Origin of the sequence: Halobacillus halophilus, assembly GCF_020171985.1 — a bacterium.
GTDB classification, from domain to species: domain Bacteria; phylum Bacillota; class Bacilli; order Bacillales; family Halobacillaceae; genus Halobacillus; species Halobacillus halophilus_A.
Genome location: NZ_JAIVAL010000001.1, coordinates 658,120 through 680,960 on the forward strand (window position 1 = coordinate 658,120; position 22,841 = coordinate 680,960).

The 22,841-nt window shown below is 40.5% G+C and carries 25 protein-coding genes and 1 other annotated feature; of the genes, 6 read left to right on the top strand and 19 right to left on the bottom strand.

The annotated features are described in order from the left end of the window. Nucleotides 1–3: 3 nt before the first annotated feature. The 6 genes from LCM11_RS03430 to sigK all read left to right on the top strand — a co-directional run bounded on the left by LCM11_RS03430 (nucleotide 4) and on the right by sigK (nucleotide 3,839). Complete coding sequence (locus LCM11_RS03430) at nucleotides 4–342, top strand: Na(+)/H(+) antiporter subunit C (protein WP_014643833.1); 339 nt, start codon at nucleotides 4–6, stop codon at nucleotides 340–342. Continuing rightward, nucleotides 335–1,819: a Na+/H+ antiporter subunit D gene (locus LCM11_RS03435; protein ID WP_224892848.1), complete on the top strand. Its 1,485-nt coding sequence runs from the start codon at nucleotides 335–337 to the stop codon at nucleotides 1,817–1,819. Before LCM11_RS03430 ends, LCM11_RS03435 begins: the two co-directional genes overlap by 8 nt. Nucleotides 1,820–1,825: 6 nt before the next feature. Then, nucleotides 1,826–2,302 carry a Na+/H+ antiporter subunit E gene (locus LCM11_RS03440; RefSeq protein WP_224892849.1) on the top strand — a complete coding sequence of 159 codons (477 nt, stop codon included), beginning with the start codon at nucleotides 1,826–1,828 and terminating at the stop codon, nucleotides 2,300–2,302. Further along, the gene (locus LCM11_RS03445; protein ID WP_224892850.1) at nucleotides 2,302–2,613 is read left to right on the top strand and encodes a Na(+)/H(+) antiporter subunit F1; all 312 of its coding nucleotides are present in this window, start codon (nucleotides 2,302–2,304) and stop codon (nucleotides 2,611–2,613) included. The genes LCM11_RS03440 and LCM11_RS03445 overlap by 1 nt, the downstream gene beginning before the upstream one ends. After that, nucleotides 2,594–2,968 carry a monovalent cation/H(+) antiporter subunit G gene (gene mnhG, locus LCM11_RS03450; RefSeq protein ID WP_224892851.1) on the top strand — a complete coding sequence of 125 codons (375 nt, stop codon included), beginning with the start codon at nucleotides 2,594–2,596 and terminating at the stop codon, nucleotides 2,966–2,968. Before LCM11_RS03445 ends, mnhG begins: the two co-directional genes overlap by 20 nt. Before the next feature lie 157 nt (nucleotides 2,969–3,125). Next, nucleotides 3,126–3,839: an RNA polymerase sporulation sigma factor SigK gene (gene sigK / locus LCM11_RS03455; RefSeq protein WP_014643838.1), complete on the top strand. Its 714-nt coding sequence runs from the start codon at nucleotides 3,126–3,128 to the stop codon at nucleotides 3,837–3,839. A gap of 42 nt (nucleotides 3,840–3,881) precedes the next feature. Here the strand turns inward: sigK and LCM11_RS03460 are convergent, their stop codons facing one another. From LCM11_RS03460 to LCM11_RS03550, 19 genes are all read right to left on the bottom strand, one after another. After that, entirely contained in the window at nucleotides 3,882–4,109 is a 228-nt protein-coding gene (locus LCM11_RS03460) for a YrhC family protein (protein ID WP_224892852.1), read from the bottom strand. Nucleotides 4,110–4,177: 68 nt separating this feature from the next. Beyond that, nucleotides 4,178–4,870 carry a 5'-methylthioadenosine/S-adenosylhomocysteine nucleosidase gene (gene mtnN / locus LCM11_RS03465; protein WP_224892853.1) on the bottom strand — a complete coding sequence of 231 codons (693 nt, stop codon included), beginning with the start codon at nucleotides 4,868–4,870 and terminating at the stop codon, nucleotides 4,178–4,180. A gap of 19 nt (nucleotides 4,871–4,889) precedes the next feature. Beyond that, nucleotides 4,890–5,651, bottom strand: coding sequence for a YrrS family protein (locus LCM11_RS03470; protein WP_224892854.1), 762 nt, complete (start codon nucleotides 5,649–5,651; stop codon nucleotides 4,890–4,892). Between the two features lie 902 nt (nucleotides 5,652–6,553). After that, nucleotides 6,554–7,030 (bottom strand): transcription elongation factor GreA, encoded by a 477-nt coding sequence (greA, locus tag LCM11_RS03475; protein WP_089749013.1) that lies wholly within the window; start codon nucleotides 7,028–7,030, stop codon nucleotides 6,554–6,556. 172 nt (nucleotides 7,031–7,202) lie between these two features. Continuing rightward, the gene (gene udk / locus LCM11_RS03480; RefSeq protein WP_224892855.1) at nucleotides 7,203–7,844 is read right to left on the bottom strand and encodes a uridine kinase; all 642 of its coding nucleotides are present in this window, start codon (nucleotides 7,842–7,844) and stop codon (nucleotides 7,203–7,205) included. Between the two features lie 55 nt (nucleotides 7,845–7,899). After that, a complete protein-coding gene (locus LCM11_RS03485) occupies nucleotides 7,900–8,529 on the bottom strand; it encodes an O-methyltransferase (protein ID WP_224892856.1) in 630 nt (209 codons plus the stop codon). Nucleotides 8,530–8,634: 105 nt separating this feature from the next. Then, complete coding sequence (mltG, locus tag LCM11_RS03490; RefSeq protein ID WP_224892857.1) at nucleotides 8,635–9,774, bottom strand: endolytic transglycosylase MltG; 1,140 nt, start codon at nucleotides 9,772–9,774, stop codon at nucleotides 8,635–8,637. A gap of 139 nt (nucleotides 9,775–9,913) precedes the next feature. Then, nucleotides 9,914–10,198, bottom strand: a complete 285-nt coding sequence (locus tag LCM11_RS03495; RefSeq protein ID WP_014643846.1) for a DUF1292 domain-containing protein — start codon at nucleotides 10,196–10,198, stop codon at nucleotides 9,914–9,916. A gap of 15 nt (nucleotides 10,199–10,213) precedes the next feature. Continuing rightward, nucleotides 10,214–10,630, bottom strand: coding sequence for a Holliday junction resolvase RuvX (ruvX, locus tag LCM11_RS03500; RefSeq protein WP_224892858.1), 417 nt, complete (start codon nucleotides 10,628–10,630; stop codon nucleotides 10,214–10,216). Then, nucleotides 10,627–10,899 (bottom strand): IreB family regulatory phosphoprotein, encoded by a 273-nt coding sequence (locus LCM11_RS03505; RefSeq protein ID WP_014643848.1) that lies wholly within the window; start codon nucleotides 10,897–10,899, stop codon nucleotides 10,627–10,629. The genes ruvX and LCM11_RS03505 overlap by 4 nt, the downstream gene beginning before the upstream one ends. A 63-nt stretch (nucleotides 10,900–10,962) precedes the next feature. Continuing rightward, nucleotides 10,963–13,599 (bottom strand): alanine--tRNA ligase, encoded by a 2,637-nt coding sequence (gene alaS, locus LCM11_RS03510; RefSeq protein WP_224892859.1) that lies wholly within the window; start codon nucleotides 13,597–13,599, stop codon nucleotides 10,963–10,965. Nucleotides 13,600–13,696: 97 nt separating this feature from the next. Beyond that, nucleotides 13,697–13,910, bottom strand: a binding site (T-box leader). A gap of 40 nt (nucleotides 13,911–13,950) precedes the next feature. Continuing rightward, entirely contained in the window at nucleotides 13,951–15,018 is a 1,068-nt protein-coding gene (locus tag LCM11_RS03515) for an AI-2E family transporter (RefSeq protein WP_224892860.1), read from the bottom strand. 240 nt (nucleotides 15,019–15,258) lie between these two features. After that, complete coding sequence (locus tag LCM11_RS03520) at nucleotides 15,259–16,074, bottom strand: sugar phosphate isomerase/epimerase family protein (RefSeq protein WP_224892861.1); 816 nt, start codon at nucleotides 16,072–16,074, stop codon at nucleotides 15,259–15,261. A 20-nt stretch (nucleotides 16,075–16,094) separates the two neighbouring features. Next, nucleotides 16,095–18,419, bottom strand: a complete 2,325-nt coding sequence (locus LCM11_RS03525) for an ATP-dependent RecD-like DNA helicase (RefSeq protein ID WP_224892862.1) — start codon at nucleotides 18,417–18,419, stop codon at nucleotides 16,095–16,097. Between the two features lie 22 nt (nucleotides 18,420–18,441). Continuing rightward, nucleotides 18,442–19,101, bottom strand: a complete 660-nt coding sequence (locus LCM11_RS03530) for a tetratricopeptide repeat protein (protein ID WP_224892863.1) — start codon at nucleotides 19,099–19,101, stop codon at nucleotides 18,442–18,444. A 63-nt stretch (nucleotides 19,102–19,164) separates the two neighbouring features. Next, nucleotides 19,165–20,277, bottom strand: coding sequence for a tRNA 2-thiouridine(34) synthase MnmA (mnmA, locus tag LCM11_RS03535; RefSeq protein WP_224892864.1), 1,113 nt, complete (start codon nucleotides 20,275–20,277; stop codon nucleotides 19,165–19,167). A gap of 4 nt (nucleotides 20,278–20,281) precedes the next feature. Next, complete coding sequence (locus tag LCM11_RS03540) at nucleotides 20,282–21,433, bottom strand: cysteine desulfurase family protein (protein WP_224892865.1); 1,152 nt, start codon at nucleotides 21,431–21,433, stop codon at nucleotides 20,282–20,284. 20 nt (nucleotides 21,434–21,453) lie between these two features. Continuing rightward, nucleotides 21,454–21,873, bottom strand: a complete 420-nt coding sequence (cymR, locus tag LCM11_RS03545; RefSeq protein ID WP_014643856.1) for a cysteine metabolism transcriptional regulator CymR — start codon at nucleotides 21,871–21,873, stop codon at nucleotides 21,454–21,456. Further along, nucleotides 21,827–22,510 (bottom strand): YczE/YyaS/YitT family protein, encoded by a 684-nt coding sequence (locus tag LCM11_RS03550; RefSeq protein WP_224892866.1) that lies wholly within the window; start codon nucleotides 22,508–22,510, stop codon nucleotides 21,827–21,829. Before LCM11_RS03550 ends, cymR begins: the two co-directional genes overlap by 47 nt. Nucleotides 22,511–22,841: the final 331 nt, after the last annotated feature.

Consider the following 22,841-nt stretch of genomic DNA (forward strand, 5'->3'; position numbering starts at 1 on the left):
TAAATGGAAATCATCATGGCGATTCTCGCGGGTATTTTATTTACCACAGGTATTTATAACCTCCTTCAAAAGCAATTGTTACGGATTGTCATTGGTACTGGGCTTATTTCCCATGGTGCCCACTTGTTTATATTAACGATGGGTGAACTAAAGACGGGAGCACCTCCAATCCTTTCTGAGGGAGTGGAAAAGTACACAGACCCCCTTCCTCAAGCCTTAATCTTAACGTCTATTGTTATCAGTTTTGGTGTAACAAGCTTACTGCTCGTGCTGGCTTACAGAACTTCTAAAATTAATGGCACGGATAATATGGAACAAATGAGAGGTACGGATTATGAGTAATTTAACAGCATTGCCCATTATATTACCGCTAATCGCTGGAATTATAATGGCCTTCATTCACAAAAAAACAACGATCGTAAGAAAATTTTCCCAAGTCTTTACTGTGGTCAACTTGCTGGTTGTTGGTGGCATTTTTCTTTATGTGCTGCAGAACGGAGCCATCATTCTGGAAACGGGCGACTGGGCTGCTCCTTACGGCATCATTCTGGTTGGTGATCTACTTTCCATGACGCTCGTTTTTACCTCTAATCTTGTAGCAACAGCGTGTGTATTTTATGCTCCAAAGTCCCTTTCCAAAGAGCAGGAAGCTTTTTACTTTTACAGCTTCTTCTTTATGCTGATTGCAGGTGTTAGCGGTGCGTTCCTGACAGGTGACTTATTTAACTTGTTCGTGTTCTTTGAAGTACTGTTAATGGCTTCTTACGGCTTGATCGTTTTAGGGAATGGAAAAGCTCAACTTAGAGAATCCATTAAATATGTTTTAATTAATCTATTTTCATCGATGCTCTTTGTCACGACTATTGCTTTTTTGTATTCAGTCGTAGGAACGGTGAATATGGCACAAGTTGCTGAACGAGTGCAAGAGGTGGAGCAACAAGGTATTCTTACAACTATAGCCATCATGTTCTTTTTCGTTTTTGCAACAAAAGCAGCCGTTTTTCCTTTGTACTATTGGCTTCCTAGACCTTATATTTCACCTAACCCAGTTGTGTCAGCTTTATTTGGTGCTTTATTAACGAAGGTAGGAATTTATTCAATCTTGAGGATTTTTACTTTAATCTTCAACCAGGACGTGCAGCTGACGCATACACTTTTCATTTACCTGGCAGCACTAACCATGATTTTTGGAGTAGTGGGTGCTTTATCTACCAACAATATCAAATTGGTTGTGGCTTACAATATAATCCCGGCTGTTGGTTTTATGCTGATGGGTATAGGAATCTTTACAGAAGTGTCCATTAGCGGCACTATCTACTATCTGGTCCATGATATGATTATCAAAGGTGTCCTCTTCCTGCTGGTTGGAGCTGTAGCTTATGTGGCAGGAACTTCAGATTTAAGAAAAATGGGTGGACTTATTCACCATTATCCTGTGCTAGGCTGGCTGTTCTTTATTGCTTCTCTGGTACTTGCAGGAATCCCTCCATTCAGCGGTTTTATTGGTAAACTGCTCCTGCTAAGAGGCGGTTTGGCAGAAGAAGAAATCCTGATTGTCATAGTCGGACTTGTAACAAGCCTTCTTATTCTATTCTCCATGATTCGTATATTCATTCGCGGGTTCTGGGGAGAGAAAACTGAAATTCCACTGCCTGAAAGAGAGCATAAAGGCAAAATGATGGCCTGGCCGATAGGATTGCTTTTAACCTTTTCCGTGTTACTTGGAGTCGGTGCTGAGTGGTTCTATCCATCCATTGAATCCATTTCCAAATACTTAATGGATCCGCAACTCTACATTGATTCTGTATTAAAGGAGTAGTAGCTGATGCCTTTTCAAATCGTCTTAAACATTATTATTGCAATCATGTGGATGTTTCTCAGTGAAAGCTATCAATTTTCCACCTTCCTTGTCGGGTATCTTCTCGGAATCGGTCTCTTATTTATTCTCAGGAGATTCATTCCGGATTCGTTCTATATGCACCGGGTATGGAATTTTATTAAATTGATGCTTTTATTTATAAGAGAGCTTGTCCTTTCAAACATTGATATTGTTAAAGTTGTCTACAAACCAAAACTGGACATAGAGCCAGGAATATTTGCCCTTCCAATTGATTTAAAAAGTAATTTTGAAATAACTTTATTGGCCAATTTAATTACTTTAACACCTGGTACTCTATCCATAGCTGTCAGTGATGACCACACAAAAATTTATGTACACGCTATGGACATCCCGGACGTTGAACAGTCCATTAACGAAATTAAGGAAACCTTTGAAAAAGCTATTATGGAGGTGACTCGCTAATGGACAACATTTTGGACGTTACCCAGCAACTGATCGAGTATTCAGCGACCATCGCGGTCCTGGGAGTTTCTGTTTCCGTTATGATTTTATTGTACCGTGCTATTAAAGGTCCGACCAATCCGGACCGGGCTGTTGCTCTTGATATCATTGGCATTAACTTAATGGCTTTGGCAGGCATCATCGCGGTCATGCTCGTCACTACCAAATTTAACGACGTTATTCTGCTAATCGGTATTTTATTATTTATTGGCACGGTTGCCTTAGCGAAATTCTTAGAAAAGGGTGTTATTATTGAGCGGGACATGGATTAATTTAATTTTTGACATCCTCATTTGTTTCTTCTTACTATCAGGTACCTTTTTCATCATTTCGGGTTCAATTGGAATTCTTCGCTTACCTGATGTTTATACGAGACTACACGCTGCGACTAAAAGTTCGACTTTAGGTGTGTCGGGAATAATGATAGGGGCTTTTTTATTTCTGTATATTGAGCATGACATTGTAAGTGGAAAGCTCCTCTTAGGTATTCTATTTGTGCTTCTTACAGCCCCTGTATCAGGACATGTCATAGCAAGGGCCGCTCACCGAAGCGGTGTTCCTTTGTGGAAAGACAGTGTCAAAGATGATTATAATGAAGTCTTACGAGCTGAACAAAAAGAGAAATAAACACGTCATAAAAAGGAGGGTCCTGTAGGAACAGGACCCTCCTTTTTATGGGGAAAACTAGGTCAGGCCTTTTTATTCCTGTACAAGCACATCCACCCTTTTCCACACATAGATATGTTGTAGGCAATTGCCTAAATATCGAGGAGGTGCGCGTCGTATGAGCAGCATTATCGCTTCCATCCTTTACTTTTTTAAAGAATCTTTATTCTTTATGTCTTACGTCAAGAATCAGGCCTTCCCAAACCCCCTTTCCTCTGAGGAAGAAGCTAAGCAGCTTAAATTAATGCAAGAAGGAAGTCATGAGGCGAGAAATATACTTATTGAACATAACCTGAGGCTGGTAGCCCATATTGTGAAAAAGTTTGAGAATACAAAAGAAGACTTTGAAGACTTAATTTCCATTGGAACGATCGGGCTAATAAAGGGGATTGAAAGTTATTCTACCGGTAAAGGTACAAAACTAGCCACCTATGCAGCACGCTGTATTGAAAATGAAATTTTGATGCATCTTAGATCCACTAAAAAAATGAATAAAGATGTCTCCCTTCAAGATCCAATTGGTCATGACAAAGAGGGAAATGAACTGAATCTATTGGATATATTGCAAGCGGATGTTAAAGACATTGTGGAAGAAATTCAACTTCACATGGAACTTGAAAAAATAAAAGACTTCATTACTATATTAGACGAACGCGAGAAAGAAGTTATTATTTTTCGGTATGGGCTGAATCAAACCGAAGAAAAGACACAAAGGGAAATAGCGAAAGAACTCGGAATTTCTAGAAGTTATGTATCAAGAATTGAAAAAAGAGCATTGATGAAGATCTTCCATGAATTTTACAAGCAAAGCAAGCAAGGAAAAAAAGCGTAAAATAAGCCACTGAACGATTAATGGTCAGTGGCTTTAGTAAGGCTATTCACTTGTTAAAATCTGCTGCATCTTTTTAACCTTTTTGATTAATAGAAAAGCATAAATCAATCCGGCCCCTATAACTGGGTATAGAAAATAGTGAATTGTTGTGTGGTATTCAAAAATACTAATTAAGGTTCCTATATATAAATAACTGATTAATATTAATAGAGTCATAATAAAGCGTTTGTAATCTGAGATTTTCTTTTCCATCCATTCCGTTGATTTCATGGATAGATCACCTCCTGCACGGCTATTATTGTAACACATTGACCCTGCAGTGGAGATGGTAATATTATCTATTCAATATGAGTAACCATAGCCATTATCATAGCTGCCGCATTTTCGGCAGCTTTTGGTAAGAACTGTTCGAAAGAAATTGATGATTCCTTTCCTGCTATATCTGACAAGGCACGGATTACAACAAATGGGGTCCCATATCTGTAACAAACCTGGGCAATTGCTGCGGCCTCCATTTCCGCAGCTACCATTTGTGGAAACTTATTCCGGACGAACTGGACTTTACTTTCTTCTTGCATGAAAGTGTCTCCCGTAACAATCAGTCCCTTTGCCGAGACCGCATCTGTTTGCTTCACCGCTTCCAACGCTTGATTGACAAGCTTCTCATCTGCTTTATAGCGAGCAGGCATCTCTGGAACTTGTCCATATTCATAAGAGAAGGCCGTGACGTCCACATCATGATAAGTAACTGCTTCAGATATTACAATATCCCCTACATCTAAGTGCTCAGCAAAACCTCCTGCCGAGCCCGTATTAATAACAGCTTCAACTTCGTAACGCTCATGCAGAATGCTAGTTGCAACTGCTGCATTCACTTTCCCTATTCCTGATTTTAGGAGGACCACTTCTTTTCCACGAAGAACACCCTGAATAAATAGACTTCCCGCGATTTCTTCTCTGTTGGTGTTCTGCATCTCCGTTTGAAGTTTTTCGATTTCCTCATCCATTGCTCCTATAATACCAATTGCCATTTTTCTCTCTCCCTTTTCGTTAGCGATTCACTTCTTTTTCTTCCAGAACTTCTAATTTAACAGGCTTATATCCTTCTCCATCTACCCATTGGATAAATACACGGTAATGCTCGGTCTTTTCTTTGTTTGAAACGGTTGCTTCAGCTTTTTGAGAGCTGCCTCCGTTTCCAATCCACCATGTGATCATATTTTCTTTTGAAAGACCTGTAGCCTTACTGACAGCCTTAATAAGTTCATTCCAATCTTGAGAATTTTCATTATAAGATATAGTATGATTCCCACTTGTATTCATTTCTGTAGGAACAGGCTGCCAATCTTTCTTAACGATCTTCGCGACGTTTTCTTTATCACTTTCTTCAATCACAGTATCAGTATCGTTTTCCTCTTCAGTAGCATCCTTGTCCTGTTCCTCTTCAGAGGATTCCACTTCATCAGAACTCTCTTCATTATTGGAATCAGTATTTGAACTACTATTTGGATCAGATCCGTTTGATTCCTCCTGCTCTGAATCTTGTTTGTTTGTCTGGTGGTTTGTCGAACCATTATTGTTTTTGTCCTCTTCTGAGTTTTCTTTCTGATCCGATTCACTATTCAAGACTGCTTTTTCCTCATCAGAACCTTTGGCATTACTTGGTTGATCATCTCCGCCAAAAACCATCATAGCTATAAAAACGATCAATAGTGCACTTCCAGCTCCTACTAACCAATTCATGAGAATAGTACTTTTTCGTTTCTTTTCAAAACGATGAGCCCTTGATCCTTCGGTATGTTTATCAGCCATTAAAGTCTCCTCCTTTGAATTCGTTGTTAATTATACAACAATAGGGCGCGGTGACCAACACTTTCATCCTTTTTTCCATTTCCCGGGCAATGTGTTAGATTACAGCCTTTGTTAAATCTCAATGCTAATCTTACAGAAAAGCTCCCGTTAGCTAAAGACTCAGTTCCGAGATAAAATGGGTCCTTTACGTTAAATGGAGAAGGGCTGGTTGGGAAATAACTCGCTTTCCTATGGCCCTACACGACGTAGGGTCGATCGACGTTGCCACAGGATGTGGCGACCTTAGTCGATCCTCCTTTTACTAGGAGCTTCCTCGCTCGTTTCACTCCCTGCGGGATCTCACCTAGTTCCTTCTCCCATGGGAGTCTCGCCATTTCCCAACCAGCCCAGCCACAGGAGAAAACGGATCCTTCCAGAAGAAAGAATCCTCGTCTTCTAAACTGGTCTTAAATGCTTCTATGGCAGGCTATTCCAGATCTTTACAGCATGAGAATAGCCTCATATTCACATGCTCATTTTGTGTATCAAAAACATATTTTAAGTGGTTTTGAGTAGCTGATTTGGCAAGGTTCTGAGGGGGACGATGCAGACTCCTGCGGGATGAACATAATCGGTGAGATCCCGCAGGGCTGTTAAGCCCGAGGAAGCTCAGCACATATAAGAAGTTCGACTAAGACCGCCACGTCCTGTGGCAACGTCGAACGACCCTTCGTCGTGCAGGGCCGGAAAGCGAAATCGTCCCCCGAAGGACCTTCCTCATAACCAATATCTCGAAACTGAATCTTCAACTAATCGGCCCTATTGCGTTATAAGCTTTTTTAGAAATCACCAACAGCCAAGAGGAGTATGATGAAAGAAACCCATAATAAAAAGACAGGGAAGCCCCTGTCTTTTTATTAATATTATTCTACAGTAACAATCTTAACATCAATATCTCCACCTGGAGTAGCTACAGAGACTTTGTCCCCTACTACATGTCCGATGAGACTTTGAGCCATAGGAGAATCATTAGAGATTTTCCCTTCAAATGGATCTGCTTCCGCACTACCTACAATTGTGTAAGTCTCTTCTTCTCCATCAGGAAGTTCTTGAAAGGTAACAGACTTACCTAAACTTACTGTATCCGGATTGTCATTATCATTTTCAATAATAACGGCATTTCTAATCATATTTTCGACTTGAGTAATGCGGGCTTCCACAAATGCTTGTTCATCTTTAGCCGCATCATATTCAGAGTTCTCAGAAAGATCTCCAAAGCCGCGTGCAATTTTGATACGCTCTACTACTTCTTTACGACGCTCTGTTTTCAAGTGATGCAGTTCGTCTTCGAGCTTTTGTTTTCCTTCTTCTGTCATGTAAAAGTTTTTTTCTTCTGCCATCTTCTTTGAACACTCCTTTAATCCATCAAAAAATTGATGTTCCCCCATATAGGAAATGAGCGATACCAACGTATGCTCATTAATGAATTACTATACTTTACACGAGGACACTATATTCTAGAACTACTATTGAAAACTATGCCAGATTTCTGGAAGGTTTTCAACTATTTTCTCAATTGAAATGATCTTGCGTTTCATTAAGGACTGTTTGAATTTTTGTTGCCATTAAGTCTATAGCAACGTGGTTTTGGCCCCCTTCTGGAATAATAAGATCTGCATATCGTTTGGTAGGCTCCACGAATTGCAGATGCATGGGACGGACCACATTAATATATTGCTCAATGACAGAATCTAGTGTGCGCCCCCGTTCATTAATATCTCTCATCATTCTGCGAATGATCCTCACGTCCGCGTCCGTGTCTACGAAGACCTTAATGTCCATTAAATCGCGTAATCGCTCGTCTTCCAGCACAAGAATTCCTTCAACAATTATAACCTCTTTAGGCTCCACGTGTATCGTTTCCTCTGAACGCGTATGCACCTTATAATCGTAAGTAGGTTTCTCTACCGATTTCTGATCTATCAACTGTTCAAGATGTTCAATTAATAGGTCATTGTCAAAAGCAAGAGGGTGATCATAGTTTGTCTGCAGTCTTTCTTCAAAGGGAAGGTGACTCTGATCTTTGTAATAATAATCTTGCTCCACCATTAAAATGGTTTTATCAGCAAATCTCTGGATGATGGACCGGGTTACACTTGTTTTCCCAGACCCTGTACCTCCGGCTACTCCAATAACTACAGGTTTATCTTTCATGTTTCTGGTTTCTCCTTTCATCCCAAACATAATCTCTGAACACTACGCGGTCCAGTCATTTTTTTATTGTAATGGCTACACCATCGCCAATAGGTACAATTGTCGTATGATAATCGGGGTTGTGAACAAGCCAATTATTGAAATTACGTATTTTACGAGCAATTTTTGCCATACGTTTGTTTGCATGTGAATCGTCCGCTACATAACCCTTAAACAGAACATTATCCGAAACAATTACTGCACCTTCAGATAATAACGGTTCGTATAGATGAAAGAATTCTTCATACTTACCTTTAGCCGCATCAATAAAGAGGAAGTCAAAACAACCTTCCTTCCGCACTTCTTCCTTGAGCTCAAGAGCGTCCCCAAACAGAAGATGAATTCTGTCTTCTGCTCCTTGCTTATTAATAAAATGCTGGGCATCTCTATAACGATCCTCGTCTCTTTCTATTGATACAACTTTGCTTCCAGGTGAAGCCTCCAACATACGAAGGGCCGAATATCCTATTGCTGTTCCAATTTCCAAAATGCGTTCAGGTCTATGCATACGAATCAGCTGCATTAGAAAATGTATACCTGCGGGCTCCATAATTGGTATATTCTTTTCCTCTGCGTATGACTCCATGTGCGCCAATGGTCCAGTGGAAGAAGGCAGCAATGATTTCAGATACGCGTCTTGCTCCATGATGTTAACATCCCTTCATATTTGATTTACATCCATTTTACAACCCCACTATTTTAACATACAAAAATGGAGGAATGCGAGTAATCTCGCATTCCTCTTCAATAATCAATTATTGTTAATGTATTTATTTTTCTTTTCGTTGTGCTTCTCCAACGTTTTTGAATAATAGATATTTCCTTCGTTATCAGCGAGGAAGTATAAGAATTCAGTATCTGCAGGCTGAACCACAGCTTTTAAAGCATTTTCATTAAAATTGGAGATCGGACCTGGAGGCAATCCCTCTTCCTCGTAAGTATTGTAAGGAGAATCAACTTCAAGATCCTCGTATAAGACTCTGTCCTTATGCTCTCCTAAAGCATATAATACAGTAGGGTCTGTTTGTAAGGGCATTTCCTCTTCTAAACGATTATAAAATACACTGGCGATTTTCTTTCGATTCTCAGAAGTCCTTGCTTCATTCTCTAATAGAGAAGCCATTGTCATTAGATCATGCACAGTCATGTCCTCATTAAGTAGATCCAGCTGGTTCAATTGATCTTTGTAAGGCAGTACGACCTCTTTCGTCTGGTCTAACATTTTATGGACAACCTGATCTATTGTAGGATCTTCTACATAAATAGGATATGTAGAAGCAAATAAGTATCCCTCTAGAGGATATTTAATCTCTTCATTTAATACCTCTTCTGTTAAGAGCTCAGGGTACTGTTCCATAAGTTCTTTTACATATTCTTTATCATTCACTTTTTCTAAAAATTCGTCTTTAGTAAATGGAAATTTCTTTGCTAGAGTACCAGCAATTTCATCGAGTGTCCGTCCTTCAGGAATGGTTACCTTAAATGCCGGATCTTTAATTAGTTTACCTGATTGCAGTGAGTCAATAATTTCGTTCAGTTTCATAGACGAAGTGAGCTGATATTCCCCGGCTTGGAATCCTGATTCATTATTAAATTTTGTATAAAACCTAAAAATTAAATCATTTTTTATAATTCCATTCTTTTCAAGAATCCCTGCAATTTGAGACGTGGATGAGCCTAATGGTATCTCCACACTTTTTTGGCTTTCATCGTTGGGATCAACAGGTTCCAGGGCGGATTTAATATAAAAATAACCGCTCAATCCCCCGATAAGTAAAAGAAGTACAAATATTGTAAGAATGGAAGCTACAATTTTTCGCACCGTGCTTGCTTCCTCTGTACGTTTTTTCAATCGAGCTTTGTAATTTTTTTTGAAATTTCTTTCGGACAACAGACTTCCTCCTTCCATCCGGTACATTATACTACAAAATGCGAGAGCCTTTCCACATCAGTGGTATATTTTCTATGGTCCAGAAGCTTCACATAAGAAAAAGCCTGCAGTTCGCAGACTTTTTCTTTCTTACTTTTATTTAGGTTAAATCTTCATCCGTTAAAGTATTCAGCATTTCTTCAACCATTTCCCATTCCTCATCTGATTCGATCTGGTAGAGAGCAAGATCATCTTCTTCGTTGCCTTTCTCTTCATATCGAAACGCAAAAACTTCTACCTCGTCTCCCTCCTTCTGCTCAGCAGGAATGACGGCAATATAGGACTGTTCCGTCTGCTCTACATCGAATGTGAACAATACTTCAAATAAATGTTCCTCTCCATTTTCATCTGGTATTACAATACGTTCTTCTTTCTCTAGTGCCATGATAAAACGTCCTCCTTATTGTTTGGAATCTAGATAACTTTGCAGAATGATAACAGCGGCCATTTTATCAATGACTTTCTTTCGCTTCTTTCGACTGACATCTGCATCCAGCAATACCCGCTCTGCTGCCATTGTTGTTAAACGCTCATCCCATAGATGGGATGGTATTTTATACTCTTTTTTTAACCACGCGGCAAAACGCTGGCTGGCTTCTCCTCTAGGACCTACTGTCCCGTTCATGTTCTTTGGGAATCCTACCACTGCTTCCGTGATCTCATGTTCTTCAATGATCTTTTGAAGCGGTCCGCGGACCGTATTAAAATCAGTTTCATCCCAATGAATAGTTGTTAGTCCCTGGGCTGTCCAGCCAAAGGCATCGGAAATAGCCACTCCAACCGTTTTTTCGCCTACGTCTAGACCTATTTTTTTCATTCATTGCCCTCTTTATTCTCTCTAATATAAAACTTAACTAGCTCTTCGATTAATTCATCACGTTCAATTTTGCGAATCAAGTTTCTGGCATCCTGGTGACGCGGGATGTACGCTGGATCTCCGGAGAGTAAATAACCGACTATCTGGTTGATCGGGTTGTAGCCCTTTTCTTGAAGAGCGCTGTGTACAGAAAGCAGTACAGAGCGCACATCCTGGTCAAACGGTTCCTCTGAGAAGTTAAATCTCATTGTTTTGTCCATTGAGCTCATTCATGTCACCTCGCACTTGTTAGTCTTTTCTCCATTATATACCTAAGTTTACTTAATGGAAAACTAAGAACCTTGATTTGCATACTCTTTTGCAAATTCTAAGGCCTCAGGAATCTTAGAAGCATCCTTACCTCCAGCCTGAGCCATGTCCGGACGGCCGCCGCCGCCTCCACCGCATCTGGAAGCTGCTTCTTTAATCAAATGTCCTGCATGGTAACCTTCTTCTACTAAGTCTTTTGATACTCCTGCAATTAACTGAACTTTATTTCCATTTGGTGCAGCAAGCAGTATAATACCAGATTCAATTTTTTGTTTTAAATCATCAATCATGGAACGCAAAGCATTCATATCCTTCACATCCACTTGTTTTGCCAGCACCTTGACGCCGTTAATTTCTTCAACTTCATCTAGAATGGTTGATGCTTCCATATTAGAGATTTTAGCACTTAAGGATTCATTTTCCCTCTGCAGATCCTTAATCTCTTTATGAAGGACATCAATTCGTTCAGGTACCTGTTCTGGCTTCGTCTTTAAGCGTTCTCCTGCTTGCTTTAACAAGGTTTCTTTACCAGTCATATACAGGTAAGCATCTTTAGCAGTTACGGCTTCTATCCGTCTGGTTCCAGCGCCAATCCCTGTTTCTGATACTATTTTGAATAAACCAATTTCTGCAGTATTCACAACATGACAGCCACCGCAAAGTTCCAGGCTGTAGTCACCTACTTGGACAACACGCACAGTATCTCCGTATTTCTCTCCAAATAATGCCATAGCTCCTTTTTCTTTGGCTTCTTCGATAGAACTGTATTCTATTCTTACGGGAATAGACTGCCAAACCTTTTCGTTTACGATGGATTCGATTTTCTCCATCTCTTCATTGGAAACTGAGCCGAAATGGGAGAAATCAAATCGTAAACGATCAGGGGCTACAAGGGAACCGGCTTGATTAACATGGTCACCTAATACATCCTTCAAAGCCTGATGGAGCAAATGGGTAGCCGTGTGATTCTTGACTATAAAGGAGCGGGATTTCTCATCTACTTCTGCCCGGACCTTATCTCCCTTATGGAGCGAACCACTCTGAATTACTGCTTCATGCATGTGCTGTCCGTTTGGAGCTTTTTGAACATTGGTCACTTCTAATGAAACGTTGTCATTTTCTATACGGCCTTTATCAGCGATCTGCCCGCCGCTTTCAGCGTAGAAAGGTGTTTTATCGAGGAACAAGTAAACTGTATCTCCTGTTTCTGCTTGTTCACTAAACTCTTTACCTTTAATCATCTCAACAATTTCTGCTTCTGTATGAAGCTGATCATACCCGGTGAATTCACTGGCTACATGAACGTCCCCCAGTACACCCTCTTGAACCTGCATAGAACCGGTTTTCTGACGAGCGTTCCTTGCACGCTCCCGCTGCTTCTCCATTTCAAGCATGAATCCATCTTCATCTATAGTAAAGCCAGCATCGGCAACATACTCTTCCGTTAGCTCTTTTGGAAAACCATACGTATCATAAAGACGGAAAACTTCGGTGCCAGGAAATACATTGCTGCCCTTTTCTGATTCCTGTTTCATAATCGTGGATAGTATGGCAAGTCCATCATTCAACGTTTCGTGGAAACGCTCCTCTTCCGTTTTAATTACGTTTTGGATAAAGGACTGCTTCTCTTTAACTTCAGGATAGAAGTCAACCATAATTTCAGCTACTTCCGGTACTAATTTGTACATGAAAGGCTGATCTATACCAATTTGTTTAGCAAACCTTACAGCCCGGCGCAGCAAACGGCGCAGAACGTATCCTCTTCCTTCATTAGACGGCAGTGCCCCGTCACTTACTGCAAAAGAAACGGTACGCATATGATCAGCTATAACTTTAAAGGAAGAATCTCCTTCTTCACTTTCTCCATACTTCCTTCCCGAAATAGACTCTGTTGCTTCAATTAAAGGTTTGAATAAATCTGTTTCAAAATTGGTAGGCGTATCTTGAATGACGCAGACAATTCTCTCAAGGCCCATTCCTGTATCAATGTTCTTTTTAGGTAAGGGTGTGTAAGTGTCATCAGGATTATGGTTGAACTGTGAGAATACTAAATTCCAGATTTCCAAATAGCGTTCATTTTCTCCACCTGGATAAAGTTCAGGATCTTGAGGATCATTCCCGTATTTTTCACCGCGATCGTAAAAGATTTCAGTATTTGGGCCACTCGGGCCTTCACCAATATCCCAGAAGTTTTCTTCAATACGAATAATCCGCTCTTCATCTAGCCCGACAACATCTCGCCAGATGGTATAAGCCTCATCATCTTCTGGATGAACAGTAACAGATAACCTGCTTTCGTCAAATCCAATCCAATCTTTACTGGTCAGGAATTCCCAACCCCACTTCATCGCTTCCTCTTTAAAATAATCACCAATAGAAAAGTTCCCCAACATTTCAAAAAAAGTATGGTGGCGGGCGGTAAACCCTACATTTTCTATATCGTTGGTCCGAATGGACTTTTGTACGTTTACAATCCTTGGATTCTCAGGAATAACCCGCCCGTCAAAGTATTTCTTCAGCGTAGCCACTCCACTGTTTATCCATAGGAGTGTAGGATCTTCATGAGGAACAAGAGAAGCACTTGGTTCCACACTGTGATTTTTTTCTTTAAAAAAGTCCAGAAACATTTGGCGGACTTCAGCAGATGTCCATGATTTCATAATATTACCTCCTTATTATTAAATACATCAATCTTCATACTCTTTTATAAACACTCCATTTTATTTGTACGAACAAAAAACTCCCGCCCCTGCCATCGGCAGGGACGGGAGTTAAAATCCGCGGTACCACCCTGATTATAGACAATAAACTGTCTATCACCTCAGACGCCAATAACGAGGCGCGACTCCGGCGGGGATTAACCGCACTCGGGAATAGCTTTCAGCAACCCTGTTCATAGCATACTTCTCAGCCTGGAGTATGCCTCTCTAATTATGGGTAATTGCTTACTTATTTCCTTCACTGTTTTCGTTCGTATAGTGTCGATATGCGCTATTATAGATAACTGTTCCCTATCTGTCAATATGAATACGTCCTTTATGAACTTCACTAACAATTACCTTTAGACACGTAAGCACCGGTACAGCTAAAATTAATCCAGGAATTCCCGCAAGTTCACCACCCGCCAGCAAAGCAAAGATAATGACCAGTGGGTGGATGTGGATACTTCTCCCCATAATATATGGTGAAAGCAAATTACCTTCAAGCACTTGAATCACCAGGACTACCAGCACACTAAAAATAAGCGTTTTTACTGAAATCGTAACGGCTACAACTAGGACCGGTACAGCCCCGAGCAAAGGACCAAAATACGGAATAATGTTCGTTATTCCTGCTATAATTCCAAGAATAAGAGGGTACGGGAGACCCACCAGCCAAAATCCTAACCAGGCGAGGGCGCCTACAAAAAGACTGATTAGAAGCTGCCCGCGAATATACCCTCCTAAAGAATGACTCAGTTCCCTGGTAAGTCTACTCGCTTCATCATGCCAGGAGACGGGTAATAAAGTCATCAAAGAGTGACCGATCATTTTGTGGTCCTTTAAAAAATAAAATGTCATTACGGGAATGACGGCGACTAAAAAGACCATATCAAAAATACCACTTAAACTTGTAAGCAAGTTCATTAATTTTGTGCTAATCCATTCTTCGAAATCTGAAAAACTGCCATCTAATTTTTTATGAATACCATCTGGAAACCTTTCAGTCTGAGCGTATAACTGCTTCATCCATCCCTGATAAGATTCTGTTAAAGCAGGAACTTGCTCACTCAACAGTCTTACCTGTGTTAACAGACGCGGATAACCTTTATAGATTCCTAAACTTACTAAAGAAAAAAAAGCAAGGAATATAAACAGAATAGCAAGAGGCCTTGAGATTCCAGTCTCTTCCAACAGATTCACAAGAGGATGAAGCAGTAAGGAAAGCACAAGAGCCAGGACAAAGGGCAGAAGGATTCTTCCAATCATGATCATAATATGATCATAATAGGGAAACAGCCAGGCTAGTAATAATAAACTGAGAAGTATAATGAAGAAGATGACGAACCGGCGTACCCACTTGGCTGTTTGATCACTCATTCTTGCTTAAGATCCTTGTTGATAGAATATGTCATTGAGAGAGCTAAGACTGCCATCTTCTTCAATTTGGTTTATATTCATTTTACCATTTTCAATAGCTAACTCCAGACAACAATTCCAACAATAATATTGTTCGTTTCCTATTTTACCAAGATTTTTGCTCTTACAATTCGGGCACTTCATGGGGAGACATACTCCTTTTTTACAAAACAGTATGTCCCTCCGTGATAAATTCATACATTACTCTATAAGATTATGAAGCCACTTCATTCCTTCCACCACATATGCTTCAGATGGGTTGGAGTGAGGAGTATGCTCCAAAATAAAATATTTTCCTTTGTTTTCAGCCAGTATTTCAATCATAGACTTCATATCAAAGGATCCCTCTTTTGAATTTTGTTCTGGATGAATTGGCACCCAGTAATATTTATCATCTAAAAAACTTACATTATGTACATGGACAACTGTTGTGTATGGAAGCAGAGGAACGATGTATTCTTTCCATTTATCCCCCGCTGCCATTCGATAATCTCCCATGTCAATACAGAGAGATAATTGATAAGTACTCCACACGTCTTTAGGGAATTGCTGAAGATATTGGATCCCTGCCGTAGAACGGTTATGACCAAGTTTAGGTTCGCAGACAATAGAAATTTTGTACTTTTTCTGCAATTCCGAGAGGTAACGAAGTCCTTCTTCAATCATCGACCGAGGGTTTGAACTCACCGGGCCCTTAACGTAAGGAAAGTGCACTAGAACATATTCAGCTCCGACACTTGCTGCCAAAGCAACTTCCTTTTCAAAATTGATCCGAGCATCCAGAGGATCCACAGATACATGTTCGATTAGATCGTACTTGCTGTTCCCTCTGATAAGGGGTGAATGAATTCCAAAAGAAACTTGTTTCTGCCTGGCCATTTTTAGAAAACAATAAAAAGATGATTTATCTGGAAATTCTCCAATTTCAATATGACCAATACCGGACTTAAACAACTGATCAAACTGAACTGGATCACTTAAAATAGTACTGCCGGATATCCCCAGTGTAGATTTCATAGTTTATCTCCTCCTTAACTTCACATAAAATCGTAAGGGGACAATTCTTCCTCCTCATCTTCCGGCACTTCCGGAGCCACCTTCTCCTGTAGTTTTTCTTTTAGCCTTGTATAACGAAGGTTTGTATCCGCAGATTTTACGCCTTCGAGAAATGCATTGCGGTCTCCGCAGATGATCAGCGATTGCTTGGAACGGGTGATAGCTGTGTAGAGCAAATTTTTTCTAAGCATTCTTTTATAACTTCGGACCACTGGAAGAATGACAATTGAAAACTCACTTCCTTGCGATTTATGAATCGAAGTGCAATAAGCGAGCATTACATTTTTTAAATCTTTTTTTGGATACACGATTTCCTTCCCGTCAAAGTCAACGACCACCTGCTCTACACCGTCTACGTTTTCTTCCTCGCGGAATATCGCAACAATTTCGCCTATATCTCCATTATAAACTCCGTCTTCAGGCTGGTTAACCAACTGAATGACTTTATCTCCTTTTCGATACGTCTGATCGTTAAATTGAATATCCCGCTTCTGTTTACTTTTGGGATTTACCACTCGTTGAATCTCTGCATTCAACTTATGAATGCCGACTTCTGTTCGGTACATCGGTACAAGGACTTGCAATTCTCTAAGGTTAATACCTTTATCGATCGCTTTTTTTACAATATGAGTAACGATATCAGCAAGCTGGTTCTCCCGAGCAGGTATAAAATTAAAATCGTGCTCTTTAGCCAGAGATACCGCCGTACACTGATTATTTTTAATCTCATGCGCAAGCTGGATAATTTTCGAACCTTCTTTTTGACGGTAGACTTCCGTCAGTTGAGAAGAGGGAAGCTGTTCGGAAGCCAGCAGATCGGCAAGTACTTGCCCGGGACCTACAGAGGGGAGTTGATCTTCATCACCTACGAGGAGGACCTGCATACCTGAAGGAACAGCGCGGAACAATTGGTTGGCGAGCCAAATATCCACCATCGAAAATTCATCAATGATGAGAACCTTACCTTCTAAAGGATTGTTCTGGTTGCGTTCAAATTGTTCATGTCCATCCCATCCCAGCAAACGGTGGATCGTACTTGCAGGCATGCCTGTGGATTCCGTCATACGTTTAGCTGCCCGTCCGGTTGGCGCAGCCATGACAAAAGGGAAAGGCTGATCGGAGTCATAATCTTCAGGATCAATTGACACGTCATTTAATTCTGAATAAGACTGGATAATTCCTTTGATAACCGTTGTTTTTCCAGTTCCGGGTCCTCCAGTCAGAATCATAAGCTTAGATTGTAACGTTTTTTCAATTGCATTAAATTGGTCTTCTCCATAACTTATTGCTTCCTCTTCTTCAATGCTTCCAATGATTTTCATGAGATCCGCCTGAGTATGTTTGGCTTCCAATTCTTCTTCAAGAATACGATCGATATTACGGCAGAAGCCGTTTTCTGCGAAATAAAGTGTGGGTAAGTAAATACGATCCTCTTCAATATATACATATTTCTCCTGACCCAGATGGATAATTTGTTCAGACAGCTGCTCGAATGAAATGGAAGCTTCAAGTCCGGTATTAAGTAACTGATCAACCTGCATTAGACATTCTTCGGTGGGAAGGTAGGTGTGACCGGCAGACATGCTTTTTTGCATCATGTACAAACATGCTGCTCTAAGTCTGGTGGGATGATCATGAGAAAGATTCTGCATCCTCGCCATTTCATCTGCCCGGTGAAAACCAAATCCTTCGACTTTAAATACAAGCTGATAAGGATCTTCTTCAATAATGGCGAGAGTCTGATCTTTAAAGACTTCATAAATTTTCTGAGATAACTTTAAACCGAACCCGTATTGGGAAAGGTGAATCATTACGTGTTCAAAACCTTGATGTTCCTTCAGGGAATTGTATAATTGATCTGCTTTTTCCTTGGTAAGCTTAGGTACTTTATCTAAAGCAGCTCTATCTTCTAATATTAACGATATCGCTTGCTCTCCTAATTGATCAACGATACGCTCAGCCGTCCTTTTACCTATGCCGTGAAATAAATCACTCGATAAGTAGTGAATCAGCCCATCTTTTGTTTCAGGCAAGACACGATTATACATCTCTACCTCGTATTGCAGTCCGAATTTCTGGTGATTACGAAATTGACCGTAAAAGATATAGGTTTCTCCTTCTTCCAGAGGAGAAAAGTGTCCTTTGATTACGAGGGAGTCCACATCCGTATCTTCATTTGTTTCACTTACAGTGATTGCTGCGATGGAAAAATGCTCAGCCTCATTATGAAAGATCATTCGATTGAGTTCACCTTTAACATAAGGACGGTCTTCATTGGATTCAGAAAAGAGCGTTTGTTGTGTCATGCCATCTTTCTCCTTCAAATAATTACTCGTTTAACGCTTGCTCCACTTGGGCCTTTGCATGAGAAGCCAGCATGTGGTCAGGCTGAATTTCAAGAGCTCGATTAAAATGGAAGAGTGCTGATTTCGCATCTTCTTTATGAAGAGCGACTACCCCTAAATTGTAGTAAGCGTCACTATGTTCTTCCTCCAATTGTAGCACACGTTTCATGGCCTCTTCAGCACCATCAATCTGCCCGTTCTGCGCTAAACAAAGTCCATATTGAAATTGGATATCTACATCGTCGGGAGCCAGTTCAGCTGCTCGCAGTAAATAAGGAAGAGCAAGTTTTGTGTATTCCTGATGAACAAAAGTCATTCCAAGCATAAAGTGGACGTCCGCTTCATCTAAACCATTTTGAATGGCTTGAATAAACTGCTCTTGAGCTTTTGTAAACTTTTCCTGTTCATAATAAACATTCCCCAGTCCGTAATAAGCTGTAGCTGCTTCTCCATCAAGCTCAATAGCTCTATTAAAAAACCGGGCTGCACGTTCATAATCATTCATGTGTGTAAGCAGGTTTCCAAAGTTAATATAGCCTACCGGCTGTTTAGGATTTTCATCAATGGATTCTGTGAAAAGACGGGCCGCCTCCTCATAATTATGTTTTTGCATCTCTTCGATTCCTTGCTTTAATTTATCCATGATCTCGCTCCTTTTTTTAATATGTAAAAAGTCATGTCCTGATTAACGGACATGACCATTTGCTCAGCCGACGTATGTGACAGCTGCATCCTCTTTTAAGACCGTATCAATCGTAGCACCGCCCAGGCAAACTTCTCCATCGTAGAACACGACAGCTTGTCCAGGTGTAATGGCTCTTTCCGGTTCATGAAAGATTACTTTCCAGCGTCCATCTGTCATGGGTTGTACGGTTACGTGGCTGTCCTCTTGCCGATAACGGAACTTTGCTGTACACTCCATGGCTTCTTCAGGAACATATCCATTTGTCCAGTTTGCTTCGGAAGCAATTAAACCATCAGAGTATAAAGCATCATGATGAAAACCTTGTCCAACGTATAATATATTTGCCTCGACATTTTTACCTACTACAAACCAGGGATCTCCTGCCCCTCCAATTCCAAGACCTTGGCGCTGACCGAGAGTATAATACATAAGCCCCTCGTGTTTTCCCTTTACTTCACCATCCAGAGTTTCCATGTTACCAGGCTGCGCTGGGAGATATTCACTAAGAAATTCTTTGAAATTCCGCTCACCTATAAAGCAGATTCCGGTTGAATCTTTCTTTTTAGCCGTAGCCAGATCATGCTGTTCTGCTATTTCTCTAACCTGTTTCTTTTCTAAATGGCCGAGAGGAAACATCACTTTTTCAAGCATTTCCTGAGTCAACTGGTTCAAAAAGTACGTTTGATCCTTATTCCTGTCTACTCCGCGAAGCATTTCATAAACACCATTATTCTCCCGCACCTGTGCATAATGTCCAGTAGCTAGATAATCAGCTCCAAGAGACAATGCATGATCTAAAAATGCCTTAAATTTAATCTCTTTATTACACATAACGTCAGGATTAGGCGTACGGCCTGCTTTGTATTCCTCAAGAAAATAAGTAAATACTTTATCCCAGTATTGTTTTTCAAAGTTAACCGCGTAATAAGGAATATCGAGTTGATTACACACTCTAATTACATCTTCATAATCTTCTGTTGCTGTACAAACTCCATTTTCGTCAGTATCATCCCAATTTTTCATGAAGATACCGACTACATCATAGCCCTGCTCTTTTAACAAAAGAGCAGCTACAGAGGAATCAACTCCCCCGCTCATTCCGACCACAACCCGAGTGTCTTTCGGTTCTTTCATATTTTCACCTTCCTGTTATGCTCAGTCTTTGTACGATTTGACTGATTTTCTGTGCTGCTTGTATGAGGTCCTCTTTGCTATTACTTTGGCCAAAGCTAAATCGAATAGAATTGGTCGTTCGAGGGTCACCAGTACCATACATTGCCGAAAGTACATGCGAAGGTTCCACGGACCCCGCTGTACATGCACTGCCGCTAGAAGCAGCAATTCCCGATAGGTCAAAGTTTGTGAGCATTGTTTCCACATTCATTTCCGGAAAACTTATATTAATAATGGATTCAATACTATATTCTTCCGCACCATTAATTGAGTAATTCACGCCTTCTTCGTTTAAAGCATGAAGAAATGTTTCTTTTAATTCTTTGTATTGCTTCCTTTTTTGGTTGCGCTCTCCTTCAATCAGTTCTACAGCTGTTTGAAGTCCTTTCACAGCCGGTAGGTTCTCTGTGCCGGCACGTCTTTTTCTTTCCTGCTCTCCACCATGCTGCAGTGACTCAAGCTTCGTTCCTTCCCTGACATAAAGAAAACCGATCCCTTTTGGACCATTTATTTTATGACCTGAAACAGCCATCAAGTCCACCGCGAGCTCTGTCACATCAATTTCCATGAGACCGTATGCTTGAACAATGTCAGAATGAAAAGAAGTAGAATGTTCTCTCAGTAGTTCCGCAACTTCTTTTACAGGCTGCATCACCCCTGTTTCATTATTGACCATCATGATGGAAACTAGAATCGTATCATCTCTTAAAGATTCCCTTACATCTTCAGCACGAACGGCGCCTTGATCATCAACAGGTAAATACGTAACTTCAAAACCTTCTTCTTCAAGATACTCGACTGCATGTAATGTAGCATGATGTTCAATTGGAGTGGTAATGATATGCTTACCTTCCTGTTCGCGTGCTCTGGCCGTACCAATTATGGCTAAGTTATCAGCTTCTGTACCACCGCTTGTAAAAACTATTTCTTTTTCGCTTGCATGAATACTCCTTGCAATTACCTTCCTTGCTTCGTCAAGAGTTTTTCTTGCCTGTCTTCCAAATTGATGAACACTGGAGGGGTTGCCATAGGTCTCTTCCAAAACAGGGATCATGGACTCAACTACCTTTGGGTGAACAGGCGAAGTAGCAGCATGATCCAGATAAATTCCCTTCATTCATTCTCACCTCCACTTAATTAAATATAAAACATGTACGCATCCTGAGTCTGGTCGTCTACATGGTCTTTCAAATCTTCAAGAGTGGTCGTATCCAGTACATCCTTAACGGCATCACGCACTCTTTTCCATAGAGCTTGTTTTGCGGGTTCCTCATCTTCAATGCCCTCAACAGGAGTGATTGGTCCTTCCAGGATACGAATAACATCTCCTGCAGTAATTTCGTGAGGTGCTTTTGTCAGCATATAGCCGCCGTAAGCCCCTCTTACGCTTTTCACTAAACTTGCATTTCGTAAAGGAGCAATCAGTTGTTCCAAGTAATGCTCAGACAGTCCATTGTCTCTTGCAATCTGCTTTAGAGATATTGGACCATCTCCATATTTCCTGGCTAATTCAATCATAATGGTTAGACCGTAACGGCCTTTGGTAGATATCTTCATATAAGTCACCTTTCATTATTAAAAACTGTAACAATCGTTGGGAAGCTGGTAGCGTATATCCTACAAAAGTTCCTAAAAATAACGCAATAAATACAGTGCCAATTCCTACAGGACCGCCAAGAGCAAAGCCAAGCACAGCGACTGTGATCTCAATACCGTTTCTTACGGTTGAAACTTTCCATCCCATTGCTTCGGAGATCATTAACATTAAACTGTCTCTCGGTCCCGCTCCTATGCCGGAAGATACATATATACCAATTCCTAAGGCGATAACAATAGTACCTAGAATAAATACAATAATTTGAATGGTCATGATTTCAGGACTTGGAAGCAGCCAATTAAAGAAATCAATAAATATACCAATAAAAATCATGTTTAATATAGTACCAATCTGCGGCAGTTTCTTCTTATAGAAAGCATGTAAAGTGACAATCACGAGTCCGGCGATAATGGACCAGGTTCCTACTGTTAAACCAAACTGGAGGAAAAGTCCATAATGGAAAACATCCCATGGCCCGATTCCGAAATCTTTTACTTGCATGGTCATGGATATACCTAGACCAAGGATAATTACTCCTACTATAAAAAAGGTCCACCTAATAAAATTTTCACGCACCTGAGGGTGGTTTAAACTCAACCTAACCCCTCCTCTCTCTATTATACCAAACGTTATTATAGCATGAATGGCAAGCCTCTTGCATTTTCTCATTAATCCATCTAACCTTACATTTATAACGAAATTTGTTATAGTTAAATGTTGATTTTTCGTAATATAAGTATCCTTACTATATATAATCCTTTTTTTGTGTGAAGAGGAGTGTACTAGGGTTCGACAAATGAGACGCTCTTCATCCAACATCATCTACACTCATTCTTGGCGAGCCAAGAATCTCGGAGAAGTACTCATATCCGAAAGCATATTTCTATGCACCGTATCGCGAACTATCACCAGATCGGCAATCAACTTT